Origin of the sequence: Qipengyuania mesophila, assembly GCF_019711655.1 — a bacterium.
Taxonomy (GTDB): domain Bacteria; phylum Pseudomonadota; class Alphaproteobacteria; order Sphingomonadales; family Sphingomonadaceae; genus Qipengyuania; species Qipengyuania mesophila.
On record NZ_JAIGNU010000001.1, the window covers coordinates 1,879,087 to 1,905,267 of the forward strand.

The window sequence follows — 26,181 nt, forward strand, 5'->3', positions numbered from 1 at the left end:
CTCTGTCTTGTGTGCCGGGATGATGTTCGCATCCCACCCATAGTTATGATCGTCACCTTCTCTCGATCAAAGGAGGAAATGATGAAGGTCGAAGATATCATGACGAAGGATCCCGCGTGCTGTGCGCCATCAGATAGCGTGAAGACGGCATCACAATTGATGATCGACAACGATTGTGGAGAAATCCCGGTGATCGACGAGAGCGGCGTCCTCGTGGGGGTCGTAACAGATCGGGACATCGCTTGCAGGTGCGTCGCTGAACGTAAATCAAGCGACACCGCTGTGGAGGCCGTGATGTCCCAACAGTTAGTAACCAAGCCCCAAGAATCGGTAGAGGACTGCTGCGCGAAGATGGAAGACGGGCAGCTTCGCCGGCTTCCCGTGGTCGACGAGCAAGGAAAGTGCTGCGGAATTGTTTCTCAGGCCGACATAGCGATGGAGGGCAGCAAGAAGGAGGCCGGTGTGCTCCTGCGAGAAATCTCGGAGCCAATCGAAGAGCCCGCGAAGGCTGGCTGTTGTTGAGCATTACCCCATAAAGCCAGATTTCGTGGACGGCTTGCATTACGAGTTGAGAGCGTGCTGGCCAAGCATAGCTTGCGCTTGGTGAATTAGCGAAACGGGGAAGCTCGTTGCTTTTCCGCCTCCCACTCTTTAGCTATGCCTCGTGCGATTGTTCCGTATCCTCTTCCTCATGCTGATTGCCGGTGGCTTGACCGTGCAGGCTGCGGCTTATGCGGCGGTTCCCATGAGCTTGGAAGTTGAGAGCACGGAACATTGTTCCGAAATGGAGATGACTGCAATGACAGGATCTCCCGAAACAGATAGCGGCACGCCATGCGAGGACATGAACCTTGCTTGTCTGGTTGCCATGAATTGCCTGCCCCCACTAGCGATGTCCGGTGATAGCCCTTCGGACATGGTCCAGCTTTCAGTGCCGCAGTCCTTTCTTCCCCTTGGCATCAAGTGGCTCAACAGCGCGCCACTCATACCGGAATCGCCTCCTCCAAAAGCCACACTCACCGTCTGATTTTCCCGGATGGCGCTTCGCGTCGTTTGCGAGCTTGACGGATGCATTGGTGCGCCCGGGAAATTGCCGGGCATCGACGTATTGGCCCGTCATGCTTGCTCAGCATGAGTGAGATTTATGAATTGGCGAAATGGCTGGGTGCCGTTGACGGCCCTGCTTGCTGCTCAGACTGCGAATGCACAGTCGATCGGCTATGAAGAAACTCTCGCGGCTGCGCGAGACGAACAACCCACGCTGCAAGCTGGTGACCTGCGGGTCCAAGGTAGGCGCGAAGCGGCCAAGGCTGCGGATGCGCTGCCCGATCCGCGTGTTCGCGCAGGTATAATGAACCTCCCCGTTACCGGCCCGGTAGCGTTCGAGTTCGGCGAGCAACTGCCCACGCAATTTGCCGTCGGGGTCGACCAGGAGATTCCCAATCTCGCCAGGCGGCGGGCGCGATCGGCTGCCGCGAGTTCAGAGGTGCGACTAGCCGAGGCGCAGCTAGGCGTTGCCGAGCGCGATGTCCTCGTCAAAGCGGGGACGGCTTGGGTAAGCCTCTATTATGCTCAATCTAGACTGGATTTGGCTCGTGAAGCTCTCAACGATTTGCGGAGCATGGTGCCGGTCGCCAATAGCGCCGTAGCTTCGGGTTCAGCTCGCCCAGCCGAGAGCCTCGCGATACGGCGCGAGCTGCTCGAAATCGAAGACGCGATGACCCGCATCGATGCAGAACGCGAGGCCGCGCAGGCCCGCATTACGCGTTACGTGCCCACCGAGGATCCGGTTGCTGTCGGCGTAGCGCCCCTGCCTACCGCCCAGCCACAATCCCTGCGCCTCAATCTGGAAGGCAATCCGGAACTGATGCTGGCAGACGCCGAACGTGTGCAGGCGGAAGTAGGCATCGACCTCGCAAAAGCTGAGAAGAGGCCCGATTTCGGAGTGAGCGTCACCTATGGTCGTCGTGGTAGCGGTTTCGGCGATGCCGTTTCCATTATGGGATCGGTTACCCTTCCCATCTTTGCCGGCAGCAGGCAGAACCCGCGCATTGCTGCAGCCGAGTCCGAAGCCGCCGCGGCCGTGGCTGAACGCGAAGATCGCAGGCGTGCGTTGATCGCGAACTTCGAAGCCGATCTTGCTGCCTGGCGCAGCGCGGTTCGGCAATGGGAGCGCGCGCGTGATGAGCTGCTCCCGCTAGCGCGCGACCGTGCCGCCCTTGAAACGGCCAGCTTCGCCGCAGGACGAGCCGATCTCGTCGACGTGATTGCAGCCAAAGCTGCGCTCGCGCTTCTGGAGCTGGAGATACTCGAACGCGAACAGGCGGCGGTCGAGGCGGCCGTGAAGTTGCAACTCACCTACGGGGAGAACCGGTAATGAAGGCTGTTCTCGAACGCCTTACGCCGCGCCAGCGGTCGTATCTGGCAGCCGCTGGCATCGCGCTTGTGAGTATTGCCGCAGGCTATGGCCTTTCGACGCTGGGTGAAGACAGTGCCGGCACAAGCAACGATGCCGGGACCGATGCTGGCTGTGAGGAAGTGTTATACTGGTATGATCCCATGGTCCCGGACCAACGGTTCGACGAACCGGGAAAATCGCCCTTCATGGACATGCAATTGGTGCCGAAATGCGCTGGCGGCGATGCCCAGAGCGGCGGCGGGGTCAGTATTGACCCCACGCTGGTCCAGAACCTGGGTATTCGAACGGCCACGGCCGAATTCGGCGTGCTCGAACCGGAAACAAGTGTCACCGGAACGCTCGCCTACAACGGCAGCGAGGTGGCGATCGTGCAGCCCCGCGCGGGTGGTTACGTGCAGCGGACCTATGGCCATGCGCCGCAAGACCTGATTGCGAGGGGCGCACCCATCGTCGACCTCCTGATCCCAGAATGGGGAGGAGCGCAAAACGAGTTTCTCGCCGTCGCTGCGACGGGGGATGAAGCCCTTATCCGCGCGGCACGTGAGCGGTTGCGGCTGCTTGGCATGCCCGACTCGATAATTTCCTTGGTTGCTCGAAGCGGCAGGCCTCATACCACAATAACGGTGAGCACTCCCCAATCAGGAGCGATCACTTCGCTGGGTGTGCGACCGGGCATGACTGTTGGCGCGGGTCAGATGCTCGCTGAGATCAGCGGTTACAATCCGATCTGGCTAGAAGCGGCGGTGCCGGAGGCATTGGCGGCCAGCGCGCGTGTCGGGCAACCTGTCAGCGCGACGCTGACCGCCTTTCCCGGCGAACGATTTGCTGGCCGGATCATCGCTGTTCTGCCTAGTGCGCAGGATGCCAGCCGCACGATTACCGTGCGAGCGACTATGCCCAATCCGGGATTACGGTTGAAGCCGGGTATGTTCGCGCAGGTGACACTCGCGCCGGAGCGCCGAGAAGCCCTGCTTGTGCCTTCCGAGGCGGTAATCCGAACTGGCTCGCGGGCCATCGTTATGATCACTCGGGAGAGTGGCGGCTATCGACCTGCGGAAGTCCGCATCGGTCGGGAGGCAAATGGACGCACGGAAGTGCTGGCGGGACTTGCCCCCGGCGAAAAGGTGGTGACCTCGGGACAGTTCCTGATCGATTCCGAGGCCAGTTTGGCCGGCATCAACGTGAGGCCAATAGACGAGGCGCCGACAGCCGCGCCGGGCGACGAGACGCAAGAAGAAACCGAAGCGTCCCCCACATATCGCGCTACGGGCACCATCAAGAGCATCACCGCACGCGGAGTCACGCTGCGCCACGGGCCGGTGCCCGCACTGGAGTGGCCCGCGATGACGATGACCTTCGCCAGCGAAGGACCCGCACAGTTGCGCGGTTTCAAGAGCGGGGACCGCGTGACTTTCACCTTTGAGCAGCGCCCCACCGGGCCGCGCATCGTCTCGATTGCGAAGGCAAGCCAATGATCGGGCGCGTTATCGATGCGTCGATCGCCAACCGCATTTTCGTGGGGCTGGTTGCCATCGGACTGACTTTGGCAGGTTTCTGGGCGGTCAGAACGACGCCAGTCGATGCTCTGCCTGATCTGTCCGATGTGCAGGTGGTAATCCGGTCGAACTACCCGGGCCAGGCGCCCCGGATAGTCGAAGACCAGGTTACCTACCCGATGGCGACCACCATGTTATCGGTTCCCGGTGCGAAAACCGTGCGGGGCTACTCCTTCTTCGGGGACAGTTACGTGTATGTCATTTTCGAGGACGGAACCGATCTCTACTGGGCTCGGTCGCGCGTTCTGGAATATCTGAATCAGGTCCAGAATCGCCTACCCGAAAACGTCGAAAGCACGCTGGGTCCTGACGCAACCGGTGTCGGCTGGATCTACGAATACGCCCTCGTTGATCGCAGCGGCAATCACGATCTTGCTGGCCTGAGGAGCCTGCAGGACTGGTTCCTGCGCTACGAGCTCCAGACGATACCCGGCATAGCCGAAGTCGCCAGTGTCGGCGGGATGGTGAAGCAATACCAGATCGTCCTCGATCCCTATCGCATGGCTTCGCTGGGCGTGACTCACGCTGAAGTGGTCAACGCGGTGCAGGCTGGCAACCAGGAATCCGGCGGCTCGATCGTCGAGATGGGCGAAGCCGAATATATGGTTCGCGCTTCCGGCTATCTCGGGGACTTGGCAGACTTTCGTAGCCTTCCGCTACGCACCGAAGCCGGTGGTGTCCCGGTGACATTGGGCGACGTCGCGCATGTGCAGGTCGGCCCCGAAATGCGACGCGGCATCGCTGAGCTCAACGGCGAAGGCGAGGTCGCGGGCGGCATCATCGTCTTACGTCAGGGGGAAGATGCGCGCGGCACGATCGAGGCGGTCGAGGCCAAGCTCGATCAATTACGGGCGAGCCTTCCTGAGGGTGTAGAAATCGTCACAACCTATGACCGTTCGCAACTGATCGACGCCTCGATCGAGAACCTGACCAGCAAGCTGATCGAGGAATTCATCGTTGTCGCGATCGTCTGCCTGCTGTTCCTCTGGCACGCGCGATCCGCTCTCGTCGCGATCGTCACGCTGCCGCTGGGCGTTCTCGCCGCTTTCTTTGTGATGCGATTTCAAGGCGTGAACGCCAACATCATGTCATTGGGTGGTATCGCCATCGCTATCGGTGCCATGGTCGATGCGGCGGTCGTCATGATCGAGAATGCGCATAAGCATATCGAGCGCTGGACTGAGGAGAATCCGGATACGGTCATGTCGGCCAAGGAACGGTGGCGGATCGTGGCCGATGCATCGAAAGAGGTCGGCCCGGCGCTGTTTTTCAGCCTGCTGATCATCACCCTGTCCTTTCTCCCCGTATTCACCCTGCAAGCACAAGAGGGGCGGCTGTTCGCTCCGCTTGCCTTCACAAAGACCTACGCAATGGCTGGGGCGGCAATCTTGTCTGTCACGCTGGTACCGGTGCTGATGGGCTGGCTGATCCGCGGCAAGATTCCGCCGGAGGAGCGTAATCCGATCAATCGTGTGCTGACGCGCGCCTATCGCCCGGGTCTCGACTGGGTGATGCATCGACCGAAAACGACGCTGGCGATTGCCGGGCTGATTTTCCTGACGACACTTATCCCCTTCTCTCGGCTGGGCGGGGAGTTCCTGCCACCGCTCGATGAAGGCGATCTCTTATATATGCCCAGTGCGCTTCCTGGCCTGTCGCCCGGGGAGGCATCTGCGCTCCTTCAGCGAACCGACCGACTGATCAAATCAGTGCCCGAAGTGGATACCGTGTTTGGCAAGGCCGGACGCGCAGACACGGCAACAGACCCCGCCCCGCTCACGATGTTCGAAACAACCATCCGCTTCAAGCCACGCAGCGAATGGCGAGAAGGCATGACGTCCGACAAGCTGGTCGAGGAACTGGATCGCGCCGTGCAGGTGCCGGGGCTTGCCAATGTTTGGGTGCCGCCGATCCGTAACCGGATCGATATGCTCGCCACCGGAATCAAGAGCCCCATTGGGGTGAAGGTTTCCGGCGAGGACCTCGACCAACTCGAGAGTGTCGCCTTGCAAGTCGAGCAGATCGCCGGGGAGATCCCGGGGGTGAGCTCCGCGCTCGCCGAAAGGCTATCGGGCGGTCGCTATGTCGATGTCGATATCAACAGATCGGCAGCGGCTCGTTACAGCCTCAACATCGCCGATGTGCAGCAGATCGTATCGGGAGCAGTCGGCGGTGCAAACGTTGCTCGCAGCGTTGAGGGGCTGGCGCGATATCCGATCAATGTGCGCTATCCGCGGGAGATCAGGGACAGTGTCGACCAGCTGCGCAACCTGCCCATGCTGACCCCGGCGGGTCAGCAGATTACGCTCGGCACGGTGGCGGATATCCGGGTAACTGGCGGCCCTCCGATGTTGAAAAGCGAGCAAGGTCGGCCAACAAGTTTCGTCTACATCGATGTGCGCGGGCGCGACCTCAGTTCGGTAGTAACCGACCTGCAGCAAGCGATCGCTACGCAGGTCGACCTGCCACCTGGAGTCAGCCTGTCTTATGCCGGGCAGTTCGAATATCTGACTCGCGCCTATGAGCGCTTGCAGATCGTCGTTCCGGCAACGCTCGCGATCATATTCCTGCTGCTTTACCTGATCTTCCGACGACTTGATGAGGCCCTGCTCATCATGGGCACACTTCCCTTTGCCCTGACCGGCGGATTTTGGTTGCTCTATCTGATGGGCTACAACCAGTCCGTTGCGACTGCCGTCGGCTTTATCGCCTTGGCCGGGGTATCTGCGGAATTCGGCGTGATCATGCTGATCTATCTGAAATCCGCGCTGGAACGGTCCGGGACCAATCCGGATGCTGGGGAAGTGTCGACTGCCATCCGCGAAGGCGCATTGCTGCGTGTGAGGCCCAAAGCGATGACGGTCGCGGTCATTCTCGCCGGCCTGTTTCCAATCCTGATTGGCACAGGCGCGGGGTCCGAAGTGATGAGCCGCATCGCCGCACCCATGATCGGCGGGATGATCACCGCCCCGCTCCTATCCATGTTCGTATTGCCTGCAGCCTACCTTTTGCTGCGGCGTCCCCGGCCAGACCGGCCAAATCACCCCCAAGGAGAAGATGAATGCGTATCACAACCCTCATGACGGCGCTCGCCGCACCGCTGGCGCTATCTGCCTGTGGTCCGAGTGACGATGCCGCTGACATGAGCGACATGCCGATGGACGATGACCAGGTGGCGATGGATGGCGCGGACATGCCTATGATGGGCGACCGCGTGACGGATGGCGGGGCTACGAAGTCCGCGAGCGCCGAAGGAACTGTCACTGCGATTGATCCGGAAGCGGGAACGATCACGATCGATCACGGCCCCGTCCCCGCGACTGAATGGCCCGCCATGACCATGGCGTTCGAGGCTAATCAGCAGCTTCGTGATGACGTGAAGGTTGGTGACGAAGTCTCGTTCGAATTCCGCGCTGGCGATGAAGGCAGTGTCATCACGTCAATCGACAAGAAGTAATTTCGCGATGCGGCGTCGGCCTCAGGGCCGGCGCCGTCGCCAAGGGAGCACGACGAAAAGGGACAGACTGATCGGTCGAAAACCCTCGATAGGCGCGATTTGATGAAACGATTTGGTCGCCCCAACCCACCGATGGACTACTGTGGGTGGTTTCATGAATGACAATTAGCGAGGTGGTTTTTTCCAGTAGCTCAGAAGCTGCCCTGCCAACGCAAGGTGACGGCTCGCCCGCGCCCCGAAACGAAATCTCGATCGCTGACGAAGGTGACCGTCTGAGAGAAGTAGGTGATGTATTGTTCGTCGAGCAGATTGCTGACCGCCAACGAGAAATCGCCGGCCTTCTCGGTTTCGTAACGCAGGATCAAATCGACGAGCGTGTAGCCGTCGAAGTTAAACTTGGGGTCGTTGCTTTCGAACGTGCGATCGAACAGGCGCGACGCTTGGACGCGCCCACTCAGTGGTCCAGCGATTGGCCCTTCGACGAAAGCGTTAAGGCGATCAGGGGCGATGTTGCGGCCATCGAGTTCGCGATCGACGATATCATCCCCGTCGCTGTCGAACCGTCCGTCGAGTGCGGCAAAGCTTGCGCCCAGTCGGTGCCCGCTGCCCAGCTTATAGCTGGCGGCGATTTCCAGCCCTTCGATTTCGGTGCGCTCGCGCCGGACCTGGCCGGCACCCCCCACGACCTGGATGCGCGAGCCGAGATCCGAATTCGACCAGAAGTAGCTCGCCGTCAGATCGAGGCCGCCTCCGCGCCAACCAGTTCCAACTTCGACGTTGTCGGCAATGACGGGCTGCAGGTCGACAAGTTCTTCGACACTCTGCCCCGGCGTGCTCACGGAGCGCAGAATCAAGCCAGCATCGGGCATGGTAAAGCCCTGGGCGTAGGAACCGAAGAGCGTGAAGCCGTCCATCGGCTTGAGAACGATGCCGGCATTGAATAGAACTTCGTCGAAGCTGGGCTCGCCGCCCTCCACGAAGGTGCTGTTTGCGCTGGCGATAGTAGTAAAATCGGGGACCTCGAGCGTCGCATTCTCCCAACGCGCTCCCCCGGACAATCGCACCACCTCTCCTGCCAGCGCCTGTTCCAGCTGCACGAAAGGAGCCCAGCCGTGATAAATCAACTCCGGCACCCAGAGCCGATCTGTCTGTGCCAGCTCCTGAAAGCTGCGGTCGCGCAGGTAATCGGCCCCGAGGGCCAGTTGCAGTCCGTTCCAGAGCGCATCTTTACGCACCCACGTCAGCTTCGCACCGTATTTTTCAGAGCTGAGCGCGGACTGGTCGAACAGCGTTCCTGCCGGCGCGATTGCCGGATCCTGAAAGACCGGGAAAGTATCACCACCATAAAGGGCGTAGAAGTCGAAGTAGTAGCCCTGGAGCGTCAGATCTCCGCCGAGCAAGGAGTCGTGCGAATAGGACAGCGCCGCGTTGAACGCCTCCGTGAAGGTGGGATCGCCAGCCGGGGTTCCTGGGACGGAAGTGGCTGGAACTCCGGCATCTCGGTTGCCGAGAACCGTCGTGTAGTCGCCTTCTCCGGTTACCTCAAAGAAGTTTACTGTTCCCTCAATCCGCTGGCCCGGTGCCGGCTCGAAGCCTGCTTTGCCGAACAGCGCGAGGCTGTGGCTGTCCATCAGTTCGCCCTGGATGGTGTCGACCGCGATCGGACGATCATTGCCGTCGAAGAATAGGTCATGCTTTTCGTAAGCCGCGCCGCCCACGAAATCGAACGCGCCCAACTTCCGACCAGCCACTCCGGCCACGCGGTAATGGAAGCCGTTTTCCTCGAAATCGTCGGTAGTGATCTCGGCGGTGATCCGGTTCAGCCATTCGCCGGTTTTCGGGGCATCCACGGTCACATAGTTGATCACACCGCCAGTTGCGCCGACCCCCTGGATTGCATTCGCGCCGTAGATGACTTCCACCCGCTCGACGAACGCCGGATCGATCGTGAAACCGCTGCGCTTTCCGTCGCGTAGCGGAGTGGACTGCGGAATGCTGTCGACCATGTAGAGCGGTGTTCGCCCTCGCAGCGATTCGCCGGTGCTGGTTAGCTTTTGTCGGGCCGGGGCGAGACTGGGAATGGAAAAGGAAAGACTGTCGAGGAGACTGGCGCTCACAGCCAGTTGTGTCTCCATCTCTTCCCGGCCGATGATCTTGACGGTGTTTGGAATAGCAGTGATCGGCGTCGGCGTCCGGGTGGCAGAGACAATAATTGTATTCTTGGAATCGACCTCTTCGCTCTTCTCGGTTGCTTGGAGAGCGTCGGTCGGCTGCGCTTTATCCTGCGCATAAGCCGGCGCAAACGTTAGGGCGGTGCTGGCGGCGCCGAGCAGAAGATAGGGCCTCATAATTTCCTTCCTGCGAATCGTTCGCAGGCGGAATAGAAGCGAGGCCACCGTCCGTCAATGCGAATGATTTGCAATAGCGAGTAAGTTTGCGGTGGGTTGGAATGATTGCGCCTGTCGATCGCCTGAGTGTTCCATTACCACCGCAATCGGATCGTTAGCGTCGGTCCAACTCCTGGCACATCGCTAGCTTGGGGGAAGCGTCGTCAGGTGGGTGGGAGCGGACGGTCTGCTTATGGTCTCGTAGGTTTAGGCTTAGCCTTCGCCGCCAGCCAGACTTTCCAACACCGGGCACCGGTCATCACTGGTAGTGCCACACTGCCTGATCAATTTTGTCAGAGCAGTTTCCATGCGCGCGAGGTCCGCCAGCTTGGCGCGGACGTTCCCGAGATGCTGTTCCGCGATTGATTGCACTTGATCGCAATGCACATCGGGCCCCGGTGTGAGGTCGAGCAGCGCCCGCACCTCTTCAAGGGAGAAGCCGAGTTCGCGCGCACGCCGAACGAAGCGCAGCCGCTCGATGTCCCGAAGACCATAGTCGCGGTAAGCGCCCCTTCGTGGAGGCGGGTCGATGACTCCTATCCGCTCATAATATCGGATTGTCTCGATTTTGCATCTGGTCTGTTTCGATACATCTCCGATTTTCACACGAAACCCCTTGAGTCTGTAGTTGCTATAGACTGTAAATAATTGCGGGAATTTTGCAAAGGGACGACTGGTGCGCAGCTTCAGCACATGGTGGAACGGATTAGCGGCGGGCAGCGGTGTCTTTGCTGCCTTCGGAGCAGCCGCTTGCTGTGCACTCCCATTGACGCTTACGTCGATTGGTGTGGGTTCCGCGTGGCTTGGCAGTATTTCGCCTGTCGTGGCTCCCTATCGCACGCATCTGCTCATTGTTGCCTCGGTGTTGCTTGTTGCTGCGACCGCTCGATTGCTCTGGCAGTTTCGACAGGCGCGCACTTGCCCGGCAGACGGAGCTTGCGGATCATCGACCTATCGAGCGCTGATCGCCATAGGGATTGCCATCGGTGCGGCGCTGCTGACAGGTGCCATTCTCTATGGTTGATCCGATCCTGATCTCGCGCTTGCGCTGTCCCGAATGCGGTCATGAGGAGGACATGGAAATGCCGACCGACGCTTGCCTGTTCTTCCATAACTGCGCGGGTTGCGGCGTTCGCCTTCAGCCGCTCCAAGGCGATTGCTGCGTATTCTGTTCATACGGCACCGTTCCCTGCCCCCCGATTCAGGAAGGGGACTGCTGCAATGGCTGAGACTTTTGATTTCGTCGCTATCGGATCGGGAACTGCAGCGCAGGTCGCAGTCCACCGCATGGCCGAGGCCGGGAAGCGATGCGCGGTTATCGATTATAGGCCTTACGGCGGCACGTGCGCTTTACGCGGGTGCGACCCGAAGAAGATGATGGTTAGCGGGGAGGAGGCGCTAGCGGCATACAGGCGAATGAAGGGGAAGGGTATTGAAGGCTCGGTTTCCATTAACTGGGGCGAGCTCCAGGCTTTTAAGCGGAGCTTCACGGACCCTGTCCCTGAAAAACAGGAAGCTCGCTACGAACGTAAGGGCGTCGAGACCTTCCACGGCGCGGCGCGCTTCGCTGGCCCCGACCGGATCGCGGTAGGCGGCAGGGAACTCTGTTTCTCCCACGCGCTCATCGCGACGGGAGCGGAGCCTCGACCACTTGGCATCGAAGGCGAGGTGTTGCTGACTCATAGCGATGCGTTTCTAGAACTCGAAACCCTTCCAGAACAGATCGTATTCGTCGGCGGCGGATACATTGCTGCGGAATTTGCCCACCTCGCCGCGCGCGCCGGTGCAAAGGTCACTATCGTCCAACGAGGCCGCATTCTGAAAGCCTTCGACCCTGACACGGTCGATTGGCTCATGCCGAGTTTTGACAATCTCGGCATCGAAATCGTGGATGCTGAGGTCGACAGCGTAGCGAAGAGAGACGGCGTTCTATCCGTGCATGCTAGCGATCGCAGGATCGAAGGAGATGTGGTGGTGCACGCTGCCGGACGAGTTCCTGCGATCGGCTCGCTCGATCTGGAGGCCGGAGACGTCGCGTTTGATGATGGCCGCTTGGTGCTTACCGAACAGCTACGCAGCCAGAGCAACCCCAAGGTCTTCGCGGCGGGTGACGCTGCTGCAAATGGTCCGCCACTAACACCGGTCTCCAGTCACGATGCCAAGGTCGTGGTAGAAAACATACTCGAAGACAGCGGCCGAACACCAAACTATCGGGGGGTTCCGAGTGCGCTTTTCACGGAGCCGCCGGCGGCGAGAGTCGGAATGTTGGAAAGCGAGGCGCGTGAGGCAGGGCTGGATTTCACGGTGCATGCTGGCTCGCACCCCGGTTGGTTTTCGGCGAGGCGGCTGAACGAAGAGATCTATGGCCACAAGCTGCTGGTCGAGAATGGCACAGGGCGCATCCTTGGAGCCCACCTGGTCGGCCCTGACGCCGACGAGCTCATCAATGTCTTTGGCTTGGCCATGCGACATGGGCTCACCGCGGACGACATTAAATCGACAATGTTCGCCTATCCGACGGCGGCCTCCGATGCCGGAGATATGTTGGGTTGAGCAGCAACTTAGCGCCTGAGCTCTCCCGATCGCTGAGGTGTGACCGCGGTTAGGAAGCATTGCTATTCGACAAACATCCGCAATCATGGTCGTTAGTCGACGGTCGGCTCCTAGCTTATCGCTAGATCGGCGACTCGGTCACGAACTTAGTGAAAAAGTGACGAACCGACGACGCGCGCCCGGAGTCACTCACACTCAATCATTACACCGCTACCGATTTAGCGCTCATCCACCAGCCGAGCACACCACCAAAGATCAGATGTGCGACGATTGTGATCGCATTGCGTGCCATCTCGAACCACGGATAAAGCGCAGTTAGGCCGTAAAAATTGACGAGATAGACCAGTAAACCGAAAACCAGCCCAGCACCGATCTTGGCGGCAAAAACCCTCTGAAACCGGTTAATAAACAGAGCAAAAATCACGCCCAGAACTGCGGAAAGTGCGAAATGGACTAGCATGCCCACGGTAAAAATGCCTGCGTCAAACGTAGCCGGAGGAGGCAAAACTTCCTCACCCATAGCGATAGCAGCTATCATGCGCGGTGGGCCAAACGCACTACCTCCGCCGACAGTCGGAACCAAAATCATTTCGACCAGAACGAAAATTAGCCCTGCGACTAATCCCCCGACAATACCGGTTTTCATAGATGGCTCCTCTCATCTCAATGCTATAGCTGGTTCGCTGCACGAAGCGAGAAGGTTACAGTCCTTTCCAATTGAAATAGAAATTCTGGAATTTTTCTGACTGTCCGCAATCGGGTCGGAATCGGACCGTCCGCTCTCGGCCTCACCTTCGGCAATATAGACATCCACGGGCCCATAAGTCGGTCTGAGACGTTACCCGTTCCATGACCATGCACTACACGCGCACGGGGCGCGGAAAACCCCTCCTCCTGGTTCATGGACTGGGGGCTACCTGCGGCTCGTGGGACACGATCTCGCCTGTGCTTTCCCAAGACAGGGAGGTAATCGCCGTAGACCTGCCCGGGCATGGGCAGACACGCGAACAGGCCGACAGCGGCACGTTCGAAGGGCTCGCGCGCAGTCTCGACGAATGGCTCGGCGCGGAGAATTTCACAGGTATTGATATGGTTGGCAGCTCGCTGGGTGCTCGCCTGGTGCTCGAGATGGCGCGGCGCGGTCGAGCGGGCGCGGTTGTCGCACTGGATCCGGGCGGCTTCTGGCAGGGGTGGGAGCGCACTTACTTCAAAGCCACCTTAACGCCTTCGGTTGCTCTGGTTCGCGCTCTGCGACCGGCGCTTCCTGCTATCATCGGAAATGTCGCAGGACGGACCGCGCTCATGGCGCAGCTCTCTGCAAGGCCGTGGGCGCTCGACCCGGCATTCGTCGCGCGTGAATTGAAGTCATTGGCTGATACGCGCACCGTCAATTCGCTTGTGAGGGACCTCGCCAACGGCGCAATGCAGGAGGGCCCTGCAAAAACGTCTGCACGGGTTGTCATCGGCTGGGGACGCAAGGATCGACTGTGTCTTCCGCAGCAGGCTGATCGCGCGGCCAAAGCCTTCCCTGAAGCCACGCTGCACTGGTTCGATCATAGCGGACACTTCCCGATGTGGGATCAGCCAGAGGAGACCGTTCGCGTGATTCTGGATGCAACGAGCGTCTCGGAATCGAAATGATACTGCAACTGGGCCGTTAGCAAAGGGGCTACTCCCACTGTAAGGTCTTTTGTTGGGCCGGTAGCAGATAGTCCGCATTCGGCCACGAGGGCTCGGCAAGCAGCCATAGAGCGGTTCTTCTTGTGCTGCCCCATCAAGTGTGTGGGACTTATGCTCAAAAGCGATTGCGATCAGCTCTTCAATTTAACATGCATCAGCGTGGTACCCGGAGAGTCGCCTATATCGAGCAACGCAACCAGCCAAGCGCTGGATACCCTATGGGGTTTCAGCGGCTTTATGACCGGATCGACTCTCTTGCCTTTCTAGCGCGCCAAGCTTTTGTGATCCGAACTGCGATAGTTCCACCGGTATGCGCCGAAGCCCCGCAAGACGCTGATCTGGTCGAATTCAGGTTCGATATTTCGAAAACTCGATCGGATGCGTTCGATATACTTCGAAACCGTCTGATCGTAGATTTCGCCTCCGGCAACGGTCGCGAGAAGCGATCGCGTAAGCCCGCGCCCCTCGGCCTTCACCAAAGCTTCCACCATCAGGTGCTGGCTTCGCGGCAACGACAGCGGGTGGCCTTCGAACAGAAGGTCGCCGCGTCTGTCGATGGTGATGTTGCCATAGGTGAATTCCTCGAACTGCCGCAAATTGCATCCGCAGTTCGGACAGAGGCTCGTCGCTGCACGGTGCTGGAAGTTTTGACGATGGATCATGTGCGGATCGTCCTGTTGACATAATCATCGGCGGCCGCGCGGCGTCGGACGGTCAGGCCGAGCGCGATCAGCGAGGCTGCGAGCGCCAGCCATCCCATTTGTCCCATCGCGGCTTCCATGGATGCGACCAGACCCGCGGCGAGGCCCGTCGTGCGATTGACGATCCAGGCGATCGCCGCCGTAGCACAGGCATAGGCCAGCGTTCGGCGCATCCCGTCGTAGAAAGGGTGCCGGGACAAGACGAGCAATGAGGGAACAACGACGGTAACGAGGGCAAGCTGGACCATTTCTATGCCGAGGTTGAACCCCAGCAGGGTAAGCGCGCCGCTTGCGGCGCCGGCATGCGACTTCTGGACCAACGTGGCAAAGGCGAGTCCGTGAACCAGCCCGAACGACAGCGCCACGACCGGCTCCCTGCCGGGCAGAATCGGGCGCACCGCATGCATTGCGGAGACGAGCACCGACACGGCAATTGCAGTTTCAACGGGTGCGACGGGCAGCGACCATTGCCATAGGGTCGCGACCACAAGCGTCACGCTGTGACCGAGCGTAAAAGCGGTGACGATCTTGGCGAGCTGAGCGAGCGTTTCACCCGTCGGACGATGCCCGGCCCAAAGTCCGGAGCGGGCGACCAGCGGTGCGGGTAGGAGCAGGGCCAGAAGGAAGAGCAGGTGGTCGTACCCCTCCAGAATATGATGCGCGCCGAGCGTTATTGCGCTGACCAAGGGATCGAACAGGCTTGGCCTGGAAAGTGCGATATCAAGCGAGGAACTGCCGTCCCGGACTGCTCCGAGGAGAGCCCCCTCGTCGCCCTCCCGACCATCGTCGAGAAGAAAAAGCGCGAAATGGCCAGGCAGCGTATCCGTCAGAACCCGCCAATCGATCGTCAACTCGCGCGGGGACATGCCGGTTGGCGGTGCAAGCTCGGCGACGGCGTGCAAATCCGCCCCGCCCTCGGTGCGAACGAACTCGATTGTGTGGACCGACACATTCCACGGCTGCCCCTGCGGACCCGAAACACTGATATGACCAAGCAGGTAATCGCGTGCGCTGCGGAGCGACTGACCGCTTCCATCGACCGGATTGCCCGTGCCAAAGGCATATTCGCCCTCGGGTACGATGATATCGGCGGTCACCGCATCTTCGGTCAGCCTCAGACGAACTTCCGAATTGGGAGTCGAATGCGCAGCGAGGGGAGATGTCATGAAGACCAGCATCGCGAGTGCGATCAGCCGCAGAACCAAGGGCGCGACACCCGTCATCCGTGCGAAAGCCAAACCAGTGAGGCTTCCGGTTCGAAGATACGCGGATTGAGGGTCTCGGCCACCGCCCGCGCCTTCTTGGCCGCATCCCCATTGTCCGACAGCTCCAATGCTCGTGCGCGAAGCGCATAGAGCGGAGCGCTGCGCCATCCCGAGCTTTCGGCCAAAGCCAACTGCTGCAGCGCCCCCTCGACGGCCCCGGTGGAAAGGAGCGCCGACGCAAGCAGGACGCGGGACTCTCCATAGGGTCTGGCAGCAAGATTGCGTCTGGCAAGATCGAGCGCTCTCGTTGGCGAGCCGAAAACGATCTCGTGCTCGACCGCATGGCCGTACGCAGCCTCGGGCAGCTGGGCCAGGCGTTCCTCCCATATGGCGGCCGCTTTGCTGGCCCAATCTCGGCTTTCCTCGGGTCGTCCGTCGGCTCGCAGGAGCATGGCGAGGGCGTCGATGATTTCCGCTGAGGGAGCGCGACGTGCGATCACCATCATGTCCGCAATGGCGCCATCCAAATCGCCCTCCAACGCCTTGGCTTGCGCCAGATGGGCCTCGATAAGCCAGTATCCGGGAAACAGGCGATGGGCTGTCTCGTACCATTCCCTGGCCGAAGCGTAGTCCCCCCGGGCGAGGTAGACCCCACCGATGTGCATCGCAGTGCTGGCATTCGCGAAAGGCGTAGATGCCTGCGATTTCGGGTTCGCATCCGCAAAATTCCGGATCGCCGCGTCGAAATCGCCGCGTGCTTTCGAGAGTATCGCCAATCGATAGGCCACCCCTGCATCGGATCCGTAGGCCGAGGCTTTCTCGTAATACGATTGCGCGAGGCCCATCTCTCCGCGGTAGAATGCGATATCGCCCTTCAAACTGACGCTTTCCGCAAGCATCGACGGTTCGCTTTTGACCGCCCATGCGTCCATCGCCGTTAGCGACGATTCCGCCCGTCCGAGCTGGTGGGACATCTGGGCGAACACCGCATCGGAGAGCAAAGGGCCGGAGCCGGTGGGCGCCAGGCGCTTTGCCTCCGACAATGCTTTCCCCGCCGCCGCCAGTTCATCATAGGTGTAGCTCAGCCGTGAGCGGTGCAGATATCCTCGCGCAAGACTCTCCTGCCGCAGCCATTGATCGCGCCCATTGCGAACACGCTCTTTGCCCAACGCGATCTCGGCGTCGGATTGCGCCCGTGCGGCTTCATAGGAAGCCGGACCGTATCCGGACTTTCGCCAATCGGCCGCACTGACCGGCGCTTCGGCCGAGTTATTGGCCAACCATTCGATACCGGTCAGGAACGCGACCGCTGCGAGCGGAAGCACGAGATAGCGAAGATTCCTCATGACATGGCGCATCCCGTTTCACCCTTCCTGGCATTTCTCGACGAGAGAACGGTGGCGGACGTTCCAATGACGTCCGCCACTCTGCCTCTCACGCAGGCGTCGCACACGGCGTGAGGCCGGCATCGATCAGGTCATCGGCAAGCGCATTGGTCAGACCCGTCAGCGTGTCCGCCAGATCGGGCACGAAATCGCCATCTGCATCCTGCGCCGGGTTGGCGTCGTTATAGGCGTTCTTCCTGTCCGACGGAATCAGGGCCGTCGAGACGGCAGGCATGCCCATCCTGTCCACCCGGACATAATCGGATTCCGGATTGCTCCGAAACGTGAACATCGTTCCGCTGCTGTCTGCGAGCGGGGGTGATCCCTGGGGCGGCGCCAGATAGGGGAATGTATCCCTGAAGGCGACATCGTTCGCCGGCGGATTGAGCGGCAGGCCGGCTAAAGTCGCCGGACCGTTCACGGACAGGTCGAGGAAGATGACTGCCAGTGTCACGTCGATTACCGGATCGGCCAGTTTTCGTCCGTTCGGGAATCCGGAAGAAGCGGACAAATCCAAGGTAAGCGTGTCAGGCACGACAGCCTGCGCAACGGTCACGCCCGTGCCCGGGATCGTCTGGTCAAGACATGCCTGAACGTCATAGGAGGTTGGCGTCGGAGTTGGCGTAGGAGTCGGGGACGGTGACGGCATCGCCACAAAATCGTCATCTCCATCGAAGCATGCGGAAAGCGATCCCAAGCATGCGATGAGCGAAGTGGCCATGGCCAGTCGGCGAAGCGTAAGCTGGTTTTTGCTGGTCATCAGAGCTGCCCTCCCAGTCGTGCGGTTGCTCCCCAGACGTCCACCAGTGCGCCGGTGTCGATCCGGTCCTTGGGAATTTCGATCACCACGGCGGTCAGGTTCTGCCCGGCGAAGAAGTCGCGATCGGAGTCGAAGCTCAAAGTTCCTGTGTTGCTCGTATCTCTGAAGCCTTGGAGATCGAAAAAGAACGGGTCGTCGAAGAGCCCGGCCCGAACCTTCACCCCGTCTTTTTCCAGGGTTGTTTCTACCGACCCTTCGATGGCGCCCGTCACGCCGGGCAGGCCGGTTACGCTGATCCCGTATTGGTCCATCGCTCCCGTCCCGAACCGGAAACGGATCGGTATGTCGGTGGTCGTCCGTGGTGCCGCGTTCGAAACGTTTATCGAATACAGAACATCCGGATCGTAGGTGGCGGGCATGTCCGTTGCCTGCGGTCCGGAAAAGGTCAGTGCGAGGATGACCGATGTGTCGGTGTGCCAGGCGAAGATATCGGCGATGTCGGCTGCCCTGTCGGGAGTGTCGTCGACCGACGGATCCGTCCGTGCCGGCGGATCGAGGTGGTCGGCGGCCATTATGCCCACACCGGGTGCGAACAGGACGGCTGCCGTCGCAAGCGAGAGCCCTCCCAATGCGCAGGGCAATGCTTTAGTGAACTTCATCGCGATCTCCCCAACTTTCTAGGCTCGCATTCAGAGCCAACGTCGTCTGCGGGGCTTTCGAGCGGCGTCGCGGGAAAGCGCCCTGACAGTATTGACGACACCACGGGGCGAAACGATGCGCATCGGGCCCAAAAATAGTTTGCGACCGTCCGGGCAGAGGAGTGATGACCGCACCATGGCCGGGTCGCGAACCAAATTTAGTCTGTCGCTCAGATGGGTATCGCGCTAGGTGCACATTGGTGCAGGATCGTCGAACCCAGCAAGGCAAGGCAGATCAATCTGCACAAGAAGGCTCCGAGAGCGAGTCGCTTTCGCGCGATATCGAACTTGTCGGGAAATCCGACCGAGAGGCCTTTCGACGCGTCTATGCGCAGTCTGCAAACAAGCTCTTTGCCATCTGCGTTGGAGTGACGCGCAACCACGCCGCAGCCGAAGACGTTCTTCAGGAAACATACCTCAAGATCTGGGACCGGGCAGCCGGATATGATCCAGAACGCAATCGACCTCTGGCTTGGCTGGGCGCGATCGCGCGCAACACCGCTATCGATTGGTACCGCTCGCATACGCGGCATCGGCATGTTGGCGAAGAGCACCTGGATTCGCACGAAAGTGAAGCGATCGCCGCCGACGAGCGTATGATAGCCATGAACCAGGAAAGTGAGGCCTGGGTGGCGATCGGCGAACTCGACAAGGAAAGCGAAATTGAATTGAAGTCGATTTTCTTTCTTGGGCTAACCTATCCGCAGGCCGCCGAGCGGCTCGGCTTACCGGTCGCCACCTTCAAGAGCCGGGTGCGTCGCACCGTGCTCAAGATCCGCCGTCTGCTCAGCGATGGTTGAGCGCAGGTCCCTCGACGACCTTGAGGTCATGGCGGCTGGGCTCGCTCTCGGCCTGCTCGATGAAGGCGAGCGGGCCGAGGCCTTGCGCCGCAAACTCAGGGACCCTGACTTCGCCGATCGCGTCCGGGCATGGCAAGAAACGGCCGATCGCTGGCTGGAAGATGTGGATCCCGTCGAAGCTCCGACCGGCGCCCTTTCGTCGATCGAAACGCTTCTCGACCAACGGAACCCGAGAAAGGAAGGCCAACCAATGGATGGCGACCGGCGCGCGGCAGATAGGTGGCGTATATTGACAATGACCGCCTCCGCTGCCTCTTTGGTGCTTGCCGTGGGCTTGAGTTTTGTGCTGCTGACTACCGATCGCACACCAAACAATGCCGCCCCGCAAGTGGCCGAAGCGGCGGCGCGATCGGCCAATATCGCACAGATCAGGGATGCCGGAGGCGCTCCGCTTCTCAGCGCACTATACAATCCGGGATCGGGCACTCTTTCGTTGCGACTGGCCGATCTGCAACAACCGGATTTCGGGCCGGAGTTGTGGATCATTCCGCAAGATGGCGTGCCGCGGTCTCTCGGAATGGTGGATGACGAACGCCTGACCATCACCCTCTCACCACGCCTGCGCTCGTATCTGCGTGACGGAGCGACAATGGCGATCACGATCGAGCCTCGCGACGACGCACCGCACGATGCACCTTCCGGCGACATTCTGGGCACCGCGACACTTCAGGAGGTTCCTGCCGCAACCACTTGAGCGGATCGAAGTCGATTCTCAGTGATCGGGCAGGGTGTGCCTGCGCTTCGCGACGAGCAAGCCGTTCGAATGCCTGCAAGGAAGAGAGTGCAAGGAGGCCTGGGATCGGGCGGTGCGGGTCGTCTTCCGAAGGGCAGCTTGCCGACTTTATCTCACCGGAAGCTGACGGTCAGGAGACGGCCCAAAAGCTGCCTTCGTGAGAGAGTCTCGCTGAAAGACTGAAATGGGGCCGTTAGCAGACTGTCTGCTTTCCAATGTAAAAGCCGAGAACGCGGTCGTCCATAACAGCGACACAGCGGAAGTAGCCAGGAAGACTGCAATCGCATGCCACCGTAATTGCTATTGCGATTTATTCGCATTGACGCGAATCCGCGGGCTATGTAGCTGAGTTGGCATGTCCCGAAACGCGATCCGAAACTGGTACATCTTACATAAGTGGAGCAGCCTAATTCCGACGGCGTTTCTCCTGATGCTATGCGTGACCGGCTTGCCGCTGGTCTTTCATGACGAAATCGATGCGGCGATGGGCGAGGATGCCGAAGAGGCATTGTCGGGCACACCTTCTGCCGAAGGGGGGCTTCCCCTTGACGTAATGCTCGACCGAGCGCTTGCCGAAAGGCCGGGCGAGGTCCCGCTCTTCATGGCTTTCAGTCAGGAGAGCCCCTTGCTGACCGTCACCACCGGTCCGACGCCCAATGCTGCCGGCGAGGAAATGACGTTGCTTTTCTTCGACCGCACGACCGGTGCGTCGCTGGGGCCAGCGCCCGGCAATGCGTTAATGGACTTCCTGCTCCAGCTTCACACCGACATATTTCTGGACCTACCCGGCATGCTGTTCCTGGGAGCGATGGGCATATTGCTGGTGATCGCATTGATCTCAGGCGTCGTGCTTTACGCTCCGTTCATGCGCAAACTGCCCTTTGGTACTGTCAGGAAAGGTCGTAGCGAGCGCCTTCGCCGGCTGGACGAGCATAATTTCCTGGGCATCGTTGCGCTGGCATGGATGCTCGTGATTGCCCTTACCGGCGCAATCAATGCCTTTGCCGATCCACTTACCGAGAACTGGCGCGATGGCGAGATCGCCCGCATGACCGAAGCTTATGTCGGTACCCCGGCGCTGGCACCTGCAGACTATGGCTCGATCGATGAAGCGATGTCGGCCGCCAAGCAGACTCTCCCCGGCCGAAGCCCCCAGTTCATCGGCTTTCCAGGCGGAGCCTGGTCGTCCGGCCATCACTACGCGATATTTTTCCAGGGCGATCGCCCGCTAACGCAGCACCTCCTGACACCGGCACTCGTCGACGCGGCGACCGGCGAACTCACCGATGCTCGCACCATGCCGATAATCAATCAGGCGCTGATGATGTCGAAACCGCTCCACTTCGGCGATTACGGGGGCCTTCCGCTCAAGCTGATCTGGGCCGCGCTGACCCTCGCCACGATCTGGGTTTTGTGGACTGGAACCATGCTCTGGCTTCGCCGCAAGCCGGGTGAAATCGAGCGCCGGATCGAGGAAATCCGAACCGGCGCGGCTGCAAGGGCTTCGTCATGAAAGGACAAAGCAGGCCCACCCGCACCATTTTCACAATTCCGGCCGCGATTGGCGCATCCTCCCTGCTGGGGCTCTTCCTCGGCCTGACGGGCGATGGCCTAGGCGACCTTTTCGCATGGCTGCTGGTCGGTCTCGCCCCCTTCACCATGGCCGCAGTGCTGCTGCGCCGCTCACCGAATTAATCGCGACACTATTCACGAAAGACGATCGCAATGAACCGCTTTTCCCAGATATCCATCCTCGCTTTCTGCATTTCGGTCGCCACGTCAGCTCAGGCGCAGGAGCAACCGGCGGACGACGTGATCGTCGTGACAGCGCAGCGCGACAATGAAACGGAGGTGGTGAATGGTGGCAGCGCCGGGGTTCTCGGCGATAAGCCGGCAAGGGACCTGCCCTTCGCAATCCGTTCATATGACGAAAGCCTGATACTTAATCAGCAACCTCGCTCACTGGGCGATGTGCTAGAAAACGACCCGACGATCCGGACCACCTATGGCTTCGGCAATGCGTCAGAGCAGTTCGTGATCCGTGGCTTCACCTTGTTTGGCGACGATGTGGGTCTCAACGGCCTTTACGGGATCACCCCGCGCCAGTTGGTTGCACCCGAACTATTCGAAAGTGTGCAGGTCCTCAATGGCGCCAGCGCCTTCCTGAACGGCGCAGCGCCTGGCGGTTCGGGACTTGGCGGTAGCGTCAACCTGCAGCTCAAGCGGGCAGGAAATGCCGATCTCAATCGCCTGACCGTTTCAGCCAGCGCAAATTCCCACTTCGGCGGAAGTTTCGATGTCGCACGCCGCTTTGGCCAGAACGGCGAATGGGGCGTTCGCCTGAACGCAGCCTATCGTGACGGCGAAACTTCGATCGACCGTGAAGACCGCCGCACGCAGGTCGTGGGCGGCGCGATCGACTACGACAACGGCCCACTACGGGCTGCCCTCGACCTCGCGTTCCAAAATGTTCGAATCGACGCTTTGCGGCCGAAGGTCACTGTCGGAAGCGCGACCATCCCTGCCGTTCCGGGTAGCGATGCGAACTATGCGCAGGATTTCACCTACACCGAAATGCGCGATGTCTTCGGCACGTTGGCCCTTGAGTACGATCTTGCCGATAACGCGATGGCTTATTTCAAGGCAGGTGCGCGCGACGGTCGCGAAGAAGGCATTTACGGCGGCATCACCGTCCTCGATGCCGGAAGCGGTGCTGCCAATGGCACAGCGCTGTTCGTCCCGCGGACCGACAATAACGAAGCGCTCGAAGCTGGCATCCGCGCGAAGTTGGGCGAAGCGATTACCCACGAGTTCAATTTCGGCGGTAATGCCAGCTTGCTGGTGAATCGCAACGCCTACGATTTCCGTTACGGGCCGGGTTTTGCCGGCTACGCCACCAACATCTACGACACTCCCCAGGTGGGCCTGCCGTCTTCGACCCTCGTCGGCGGCGACCTGGATGATCCATTCCCGATTGCGCGGACGCGACTTTGGAGCGCTTTCGCATCCGATACGATCGGGGTGATCGAAGACCGTTTGCAGGTCACGGCGGGTCTGCGCCTGCAATCCATCAATGTGAAGAGCTACAGCTATTTCGGCGGCGACCTGACGACCGAATACAACGAAAGCGCCGTCACGCCTTTGATCGGCGTGGTGCTGAAGCCCTTCAATGGCCTGTCGCTCTACGGCAACCGGATCGAGGCGCTCCAGCAAGGTCCGACGGCGCCGCTCGACCCGGCGCTCGTCCGCAATCCGGGCGAGGTCCTCGCCCCGCGCAAGTCGCTGCAGTACGAAGTTGGCGGCAAGCTGGCGCTCGGCAAAGTCTTCGTCGGCCTTGGCGCCTATCGTCTCGAACGCCCCGGTGAGGGCGTCCTAGCCGATGGCAGTTTCGGATACCTCGGCGATCAGCGGCACCAGGGCATCGAGTTCACCATCAACGGCGATCTTACCCCCAGCCTGAGGCTGATCGGCGGCGCGGCCTTGACCGATGCAGAGCTCGCCAGCGGCAACGATGTGCCCGGCGTTCCCAAATATACCGCCAATGCAGACGTGGAGTGGGACCTGGGCTTTCTGCCGGGTGCGACAATCACTGCACGTGCCGTGCACACTGGCCCGCAGTGGGTCGATGCTCAAAACACGCTCGAACTCGACAGCTGGACGCGTATGGATCTTGGAGCGCGCTACGTTTTCGCGACTGGCGAAACACCGGTCACGCTTCGCCTCTCGGTCGATAACATCACGAACGAAAAGTACTGGGCCAGCGCGTTCGACGCCTTTTCTGCCGCACTGCTCCAGGGAACCCCGCGCACCGTCAAGGCTAGCATCTCTGCCGACTTCTGAGTTGGACTGCTAAGGGGGCCGAGAACAAAGGATCTGCTCTCGGCCTCATCTACTCGGTGAGCTACTGCCATGTGCGCGGGGCTCTTTAGCTGGAGTTTTCTCCGTTCTCACATCGACGACTCGGAATCGCGCTCTTACCTGCGACGGGATTACCCGCTCTAGGTCCAAGCGGAAGTAAACATCACACCTCACTCTTCTTCTTGCGACCGCGCTTCTGCCCCTTCTGGTGACCGAGCCCGATTTTGACTGCAAGATCGCGACGGGTCGCGGCATAGTCGGGCGCGACCATCGGGTAGTCCGCGGAGAGGTTCCATCTGGCGCGATAATCGTCAGGTGTCAGTTCGTGCTCGGTCGAGAGATGACGTTTGAGCATCTTCATCTTCTTGCCACAGTCGAGGCAAACGAGATGGTCCTTTTTGACCGATGAACGGATCGACACCGCCGGATCAGGAACTTCTTCTACTCTGCCGCTGCCGAGTTCGGAGAGAGCCGAATAGACGTTCGAGATCAGGGACGGAACGTCGTTTACGTCGACGTTGTTATTGCTCACATGTGCAGCCACGATATCCGAGGTAAGGCTGATGAGGGTCTCGGTCATGCCGGTATTGAAATCTTCCATTATTGGGCTTTCTGAACTTAGATGATAACTTTAACGTCGCGACCCGTTCCAGGGGCCATTGTATAAAATCGACAAGAATTGCAACTCATCAGTGCCGTCATTGATCGACCGGGTCCATCGCATCAGCCAGAGGTCAAGGGAGAACGCAGCGTTCGACAGGTAAAGTTCGCGAGGGTTTCGATCGATTTGGACCGCTAAAGCCAACTGCGGGCTTCTATCCTGTTTTAAGGCTCTGCTTGGGATCAGCCTTCAGGATTCGATGAAGCTCTTTAATCCAAGCCGGCGATTGCCAAAGTAGCTCGTAAACCTTTACTCGTCGACGACGCGACTGCGGATAATTCGAGTAAATATGAATGCTGATCCACCAAGCAATGGATTCGGCAATTTTCGATCTTACGAATAGGATTGAAGGTTCGATCGACAGCTTCCATTTTGATCGCAGAAATTACAAGAATATGATCGCGTAAAGGACGAAAATATAAAAGCTCCATACGAATGTCGAAACGAATATAGCGAGCTTGACCTCTTGCATTTCTCCGTCACCGGCTCTTATGTGATTGTCGTCATTCATGTTGCGATAGTCCGGCAGCGCATCACTTGTGCTTCGCGACCTGATTTTGCGGGGTCGGGTCGGCGGTAACGATCGCCCATCCGAGCAACCCCGAGAGGATCACCGCGCCTAAGGTAGCCCAGAGGCAGCCTTGGCCAGGCTTCCGCTGCTTGCGTCTATCCATGAGTCCTCATAACGCAGAGAACTTCTCAATGTTCGCAATCCTGCCCGAGACGACCAGCTCATCGTCGGGAAAGATGATGGTATCCGGCACCGCGTGAATGAAGTCCTCGCCGCTTCGCTTCACGCCCACGACAGTAACATCGAACTTCTTCCTGCATTCGCTCGTGACGAGTGGCAGGCCGACGATCGGCTCGGGTGCCTTCAGGCGCGCAATCGCGAATTCGTCGTCAAACGCAAGGAAGTCGAGCAGCCGTTCGTTGACGAGGTGGGCCACCCTTTCACCCATCTTCTGCTCGGGAAAGACGACATGCTGGGCGCCCGTGCGATCGAGTATCCGGCCATGGCGCTCGCTGGTCGCCTTTGCCCAGATATTGGGAAGCTCAAGATCGCAAAGCGCGAGGACGGTTAGAAGGCTTGCTTCCACATTGGTGCCGATCGCCACGACCGCGGTTTCAAATTCTGCCGCTCCAAGTCTGCGCAAGGTCTCGATTTCGGTGCAGTCCGCCTCAACCACTTGTGTCAGGAGATCCTTGTGATCACGAACGATCTCGTGATCGGCATCAACCCCGAGCACCTCGTGTCCCATCCGCTCCAG

Annotated in this window: 25 protein-coding genes; 15 read left to right on the forward strand and 10 right to left on the reverse strand. The window is 59.9% G+C overall.

Features of this window, described 5'->3' with window-relative positions:
* Positions 1 to 45 precede the first annotated feature (45 nt).
* The 6 genes from K3181_RS09490 (at position 46) to K3181_RS09515 (ending at position 7,432) form a co-directional block, all read left to right on the forward strand.
* Positions 46 to 522, forward strand: a complete 477-nt coding sequence (locus K3181_RS09490; RefSeq protein WP_247714915.1) for a CBS domain-containing protein — start codon at positions 46 to 48, stop codon at positions 520 to 522.
* Between the two features lie 148 nt (positions 523 to 670).
* A complete protein-coding gene (locus K3181_RS09495) occupies positions 671 to 1,027 on the forward strand; it encodes a hypothetical protein (RefSeq protein WP_221602741.1) in 357 nt (118 codons plus the stop codon).
* A gap of 138 nt (positions 1,028 to 1,165) precedes the next feature.
* Positions 1,166 to 2,377 (forward strand): TolC family protein, encoded by a 1,212-nt coding sequence (locus K3181_RS09500; RefSeq protein WP_345725481.1) that lies wholly within the window; start codon positions 1,166 to 1,168, stop codon positions 2,375 to 2,377.
* Positions 2,377 to 3,894, forward strand: coding sequence for an efflux RND transporter periplasmic adaptor subunit (locus K3181_RS09505; RefSeq protein ID WP_221602743.1), 1,518 nt, complete (start codon positions 2,377 to 2,379; stop codon positions 3,892 to 3,894). The genes K3181_RS09500 and K3181_RS09505 overlap by 1 nt, the downstream gene beginning before the upstream one ends.
* Entirely contained in the window at positions 3,891 to 7,058 is a 3,168-nt protein-coding gene (locus tag K3181_RS09510) for an efflux RND transporter permease subunit (protein WP_221602744.1), read from the forward strand. The genes K3181_RS09505 and K3181_RS09510 overlap by 4 nt, the downstream gene beginning before the upstream one ends.
* Positions 7,037 to 7,432 carry a copper-binding protein gene (locus tag K3181_RS09515; RefSeq protein ID WP_247714917.1) on the forward strand — a complete coding sequence of 132 codons (396 nt, stop codon included), beginning with the start codon at positions 7,037 to 7,039 and terminating at the stop codon, positions 7,430 to 7,432. The genes K3181_RS09510 and K3181_RS09515 overlap by 22 nt, the downstream gene beginning before the upstream one ends.
* A 191-nt stretch (positions 7,433 to 7,623) precedes the next feature.
* Here the strand turns inward: K3181_RS09515 and K3181_RS09520 are convergent, their stop codons facing one another.
* Together K3181_RS09520 and K3181_RS09525 are read right to left on the reverse strand one after the other, a co-directional pair.
* Positions 7,624 to 9,780 carry a TonB-dependent receptor gene (locus K3181_RS09520; RefSeq protein WP_221602745.1) on the reverse strand — a complete coding sequence of 719 codons (2,157 nt, stop codon included), beginning with the start codon at positions 9,778 to 9,780 and terminating at the stop codon, positions 7,624 to 7,626.
* Between the two features lie 252 nt (positions 9,781 to 10,032).
* A complete protein-coding gene (locus K3181_RS09525) occupies positions 10,033 to 10,512 on the reverse strand; it encodes a MerR family transcriptional regulator (RefSeq protein ID WP_345725473.1) in 480 nt (159 codons plus the stop codon).
* Here K3181_RS09525 and K3181_RS09530 point away from each other — a divergent pair.
* The 3 genes from K3181_RS09530 to K3181_RS09535 are packed head-to-tail and all read left to right on the forward strand — an operon-like array spanning position 10,496 to position 12,372.
* Positions 10,496 to 10,843: a mercuric transporter MerT family protein gene (locus K3181_RS09530; protein WP_221602746.1), complete on the forward strand. Its 348-nt coding sequence runs from the start codon at positions 10,496 to 10,498 to the stop codon at positions 10,841 to 10,843. The two genes, K3181_RS09525 and K3181_RS09530, sit on opposite strands and share 17 nt — an antisense overlap.
* Entirely contained in the window at positions 10,836 to 11,048 is a 213-nt protein-coding gene (locus K3181_RS15720; RefSeq protein ID WP_282099773.1) for a GDCCVxC domain-containing (seleno)protein, read from the forward strand. Before K3181_RS09530 ends, K3181_RS15720 begins: the two co-directional genes overlap by 8 nt.
* Positions 11,041 to 12,372 carry a dihydrolipoyl dehydrogenase family protein gene (locus K3181_RS09535; RefSeq protein WP_221602747.1) on the forward strand — a complete coding sequence of 444 codons (1,332 nt, stop codon included), beginning with the start codon at positions 11,041 to 11,043 and terminating at the stop codon, positions 12,370 to 12,372. Before K3181_RS15720 ends, K3181_RS09535 begins: the two co-directional genes overlap by 8 nt.
* 202 nt (positions 12,373 to 12,574) lie before the next feature.
* Here the strand turns inward: K3181_RS09535 and K3181_RS09540 are convergent, their stop codons facing one another.
* The gene (locus K3181_RS09540) at positions 12,575 to 13,018 is read right to left on the reverse strand and encodes a hypothetical protein (RefSeq protein WP_221602748.1); all 444 of its coding nucleotides are present in this window, start codon (positions 13,016 to 13,018) and stop codon (positions 12,575 to 12,577) included.
* 203 nt (positions 13,019 to 13,221) lie between these two features.
* On the opposite strand from K3181_RS09540, the gene K3181_RS09545 reads away from it, so the two are divergent.
* The gene (locus tag K3181_RS09545) at positions 13,222 to 14,013 is read left to right on the forward strand and encodes an alpha/beta fold hydrolase (RefSeq protein WP_221602749.1); all 792 of its coding nucleotides are present in this window, start codon (positions 13,222 to 13,224) and stop codon (positions 14,011 to 14,013) included.
* 302 nt (positions 14,014 to 14,315) lie between these two features.
* Here K3181_RS09545 and K3181_RS09550 read toward each other — a convergent pair whose 3' ends face one another.
* The 5 genes from K3181_RS09550 to K3181_RS09570 form a co-directional block, all read right to left on the reverse strand.
* A complete protein-coding gene (locus K3181_RS09550) occupies positions 14,316 to 14,648 on the reverse strand; it encodes a hypothetical protein (protein ID WP_221602750.1) in 333 nt (110 codons plus the stop codon).
* 62 nt (positions 14,649 to 14,710) lie between these two features.
* Positions 14,711 to 15,976 carry a HupE/UreJ family protein gene (locus K3181_RS09555; RefSeq protein WP_221602751.1) on the reverse strand — a complete coding sequence of 422 codons (1,266 nt, stop codon included), beginning with the start codon at positions 15,974 to 15,976 and terminating at the stop codon, positions 14,711 to 14,713.
* On the reverse strand, positions 15,973 to 17,316 hold the full coding sequence (locus K3181_RS09560; RefSeq protein WP_221602752.1) for a tetratricopeptide repeat protein: 1,344 nt from the start codon (positions 17,314 to 17,316) through the stop codon (positions 15,973 to 15,975). The genes K3181_RS09555 and K3181_RS09560 overlap by 4 nt, the downstream gene beginning before the upstream one ends.
* Positions 17,317 to 17,392: 76 nt before the next feature.
* Positions 17,393 to 18,103: a DUF4331 family protein gene (locus K3181_RS09565; RefSeq protein WP_221602753.1), complete on the reverse strand. Its 711-nt coding sequence runs from the start codon at positions 18,101 to 18,103 to the stop codon at positions 17,393 to 17,395.
* A complete protein-coding gene (locus tag K3181_RS09570) occupies positions 18,103 to 18,762 on the reverse strand; it encodes a DUF4331 family protein (protein ID WP_221602754.1) in 660 nt (219 codons plus the stop codon). Before K3181_RS09570 ends, K3181_RS09565 begins: the two co-directional genes overlap by 1 nt.
* A gap of 239 nt (positions 18,763 to 19,001) precedes the next feature.
* Between K3181_RS09570 and K3181_RS09575 the strand changes: the two genes are divergently transcribed.
* The 5 genes from K3181_RS09575 to K3181_RS09595 all read left to right on the forward strand — a co-directional run bounded on the left by K3181_RS09575 (position 19,002) and on the right by K3181_RS09595 (position 24,234).
* The gene (locus tag K3181_RS09575; RefSeq protein WP_221602755.1) at positions 19,002 to 19,601 is read left to right on the forward strand and encodes an RNA polymerase sigma factor; all 600 of its coding nucleotides are present in this window, start codon (positions 19,002 to 19,004) and stop codon (positions 19,599 to 19,601) included.
* Positions 19,594 to 20,355, forward strand: coding sequence for an anti-sigma factor (locus K3181_RS09580; RefSeq protein WP_221602756.1), 762 nt, complete (start codon positions 19,594 to 19,596; stop codon positions 20,353 to 20,355). The genes K3181_RS09575 and K3181_RS09580 overlap by 8 nt, the downstream gene beginning before the upstream one ends.
* A gap of 394 nt (positions 20,356 to 20,749) precedes the next feature.
* A complete protein-coding gene (locus K3181_RS09585) occupies positions 20,750 to 21,907 on the forward strand; it encodes a PepSY-associated TM helix domain-containing protein (RefSeq protein WP_221602757.1) in 1,158 nt (385 codons plus the stop codon).
* A complete protein-coding gene (locus K3181_RS09590; RefSeq protein ID WP_221602758.1) occupies positions 21,904 to 22,089 on the forward strand; it encodes a hypothetical protein in 186 nt (61 codons plus the stop codon). The genes K3181_RS09585 and K3181_RS09590 overlap by 4 nt, the downstream gene beginning before the upstream one ends.
* Before the next feature lie 30 nt (positions 22,090 to 22,119).
* Positions 22,120 to 24,234: a TonB-dependent receptor gene (locus K3181_RS09595; protein ID WP_221602759.1), complete on the forward strand. Its 2,115-nt coding sequence runs from the start codon at positions 22,120 to 22,122 to the stop codon at positions 24,232 to 24,234.
* A 181-nt stretch (positions 24,235 to 24,415) separates the two neighbouring features.
* On the opposite strand, the gene K3181_RS09600 is transcribed toward K3181_RS09595, so the two are convergent.
* Both K3181_RS09600 and K3181_RS09605 read right to left on the reverse strand, forming a co-directional pair.
* A complete protein-coding gene (locus tag K3181_RS09600; RefSeq protein WP_221602760.1) occupies positions 24,416 to 24,853 on the reverse strand; it encodes a Ros/MucR family transcriptional regulator in 438 nt (145 codons plus the stop codon).
* Between the two features lie 740 nt (positions 24,854 to 25,593).
* On the reverse strand, positions 25,594 to 26,181 hold a 588-nt coding region (locus K3181_RS09605), incomplete at its 5' end, for a potassium channel family protein (protein WP_221602761.1).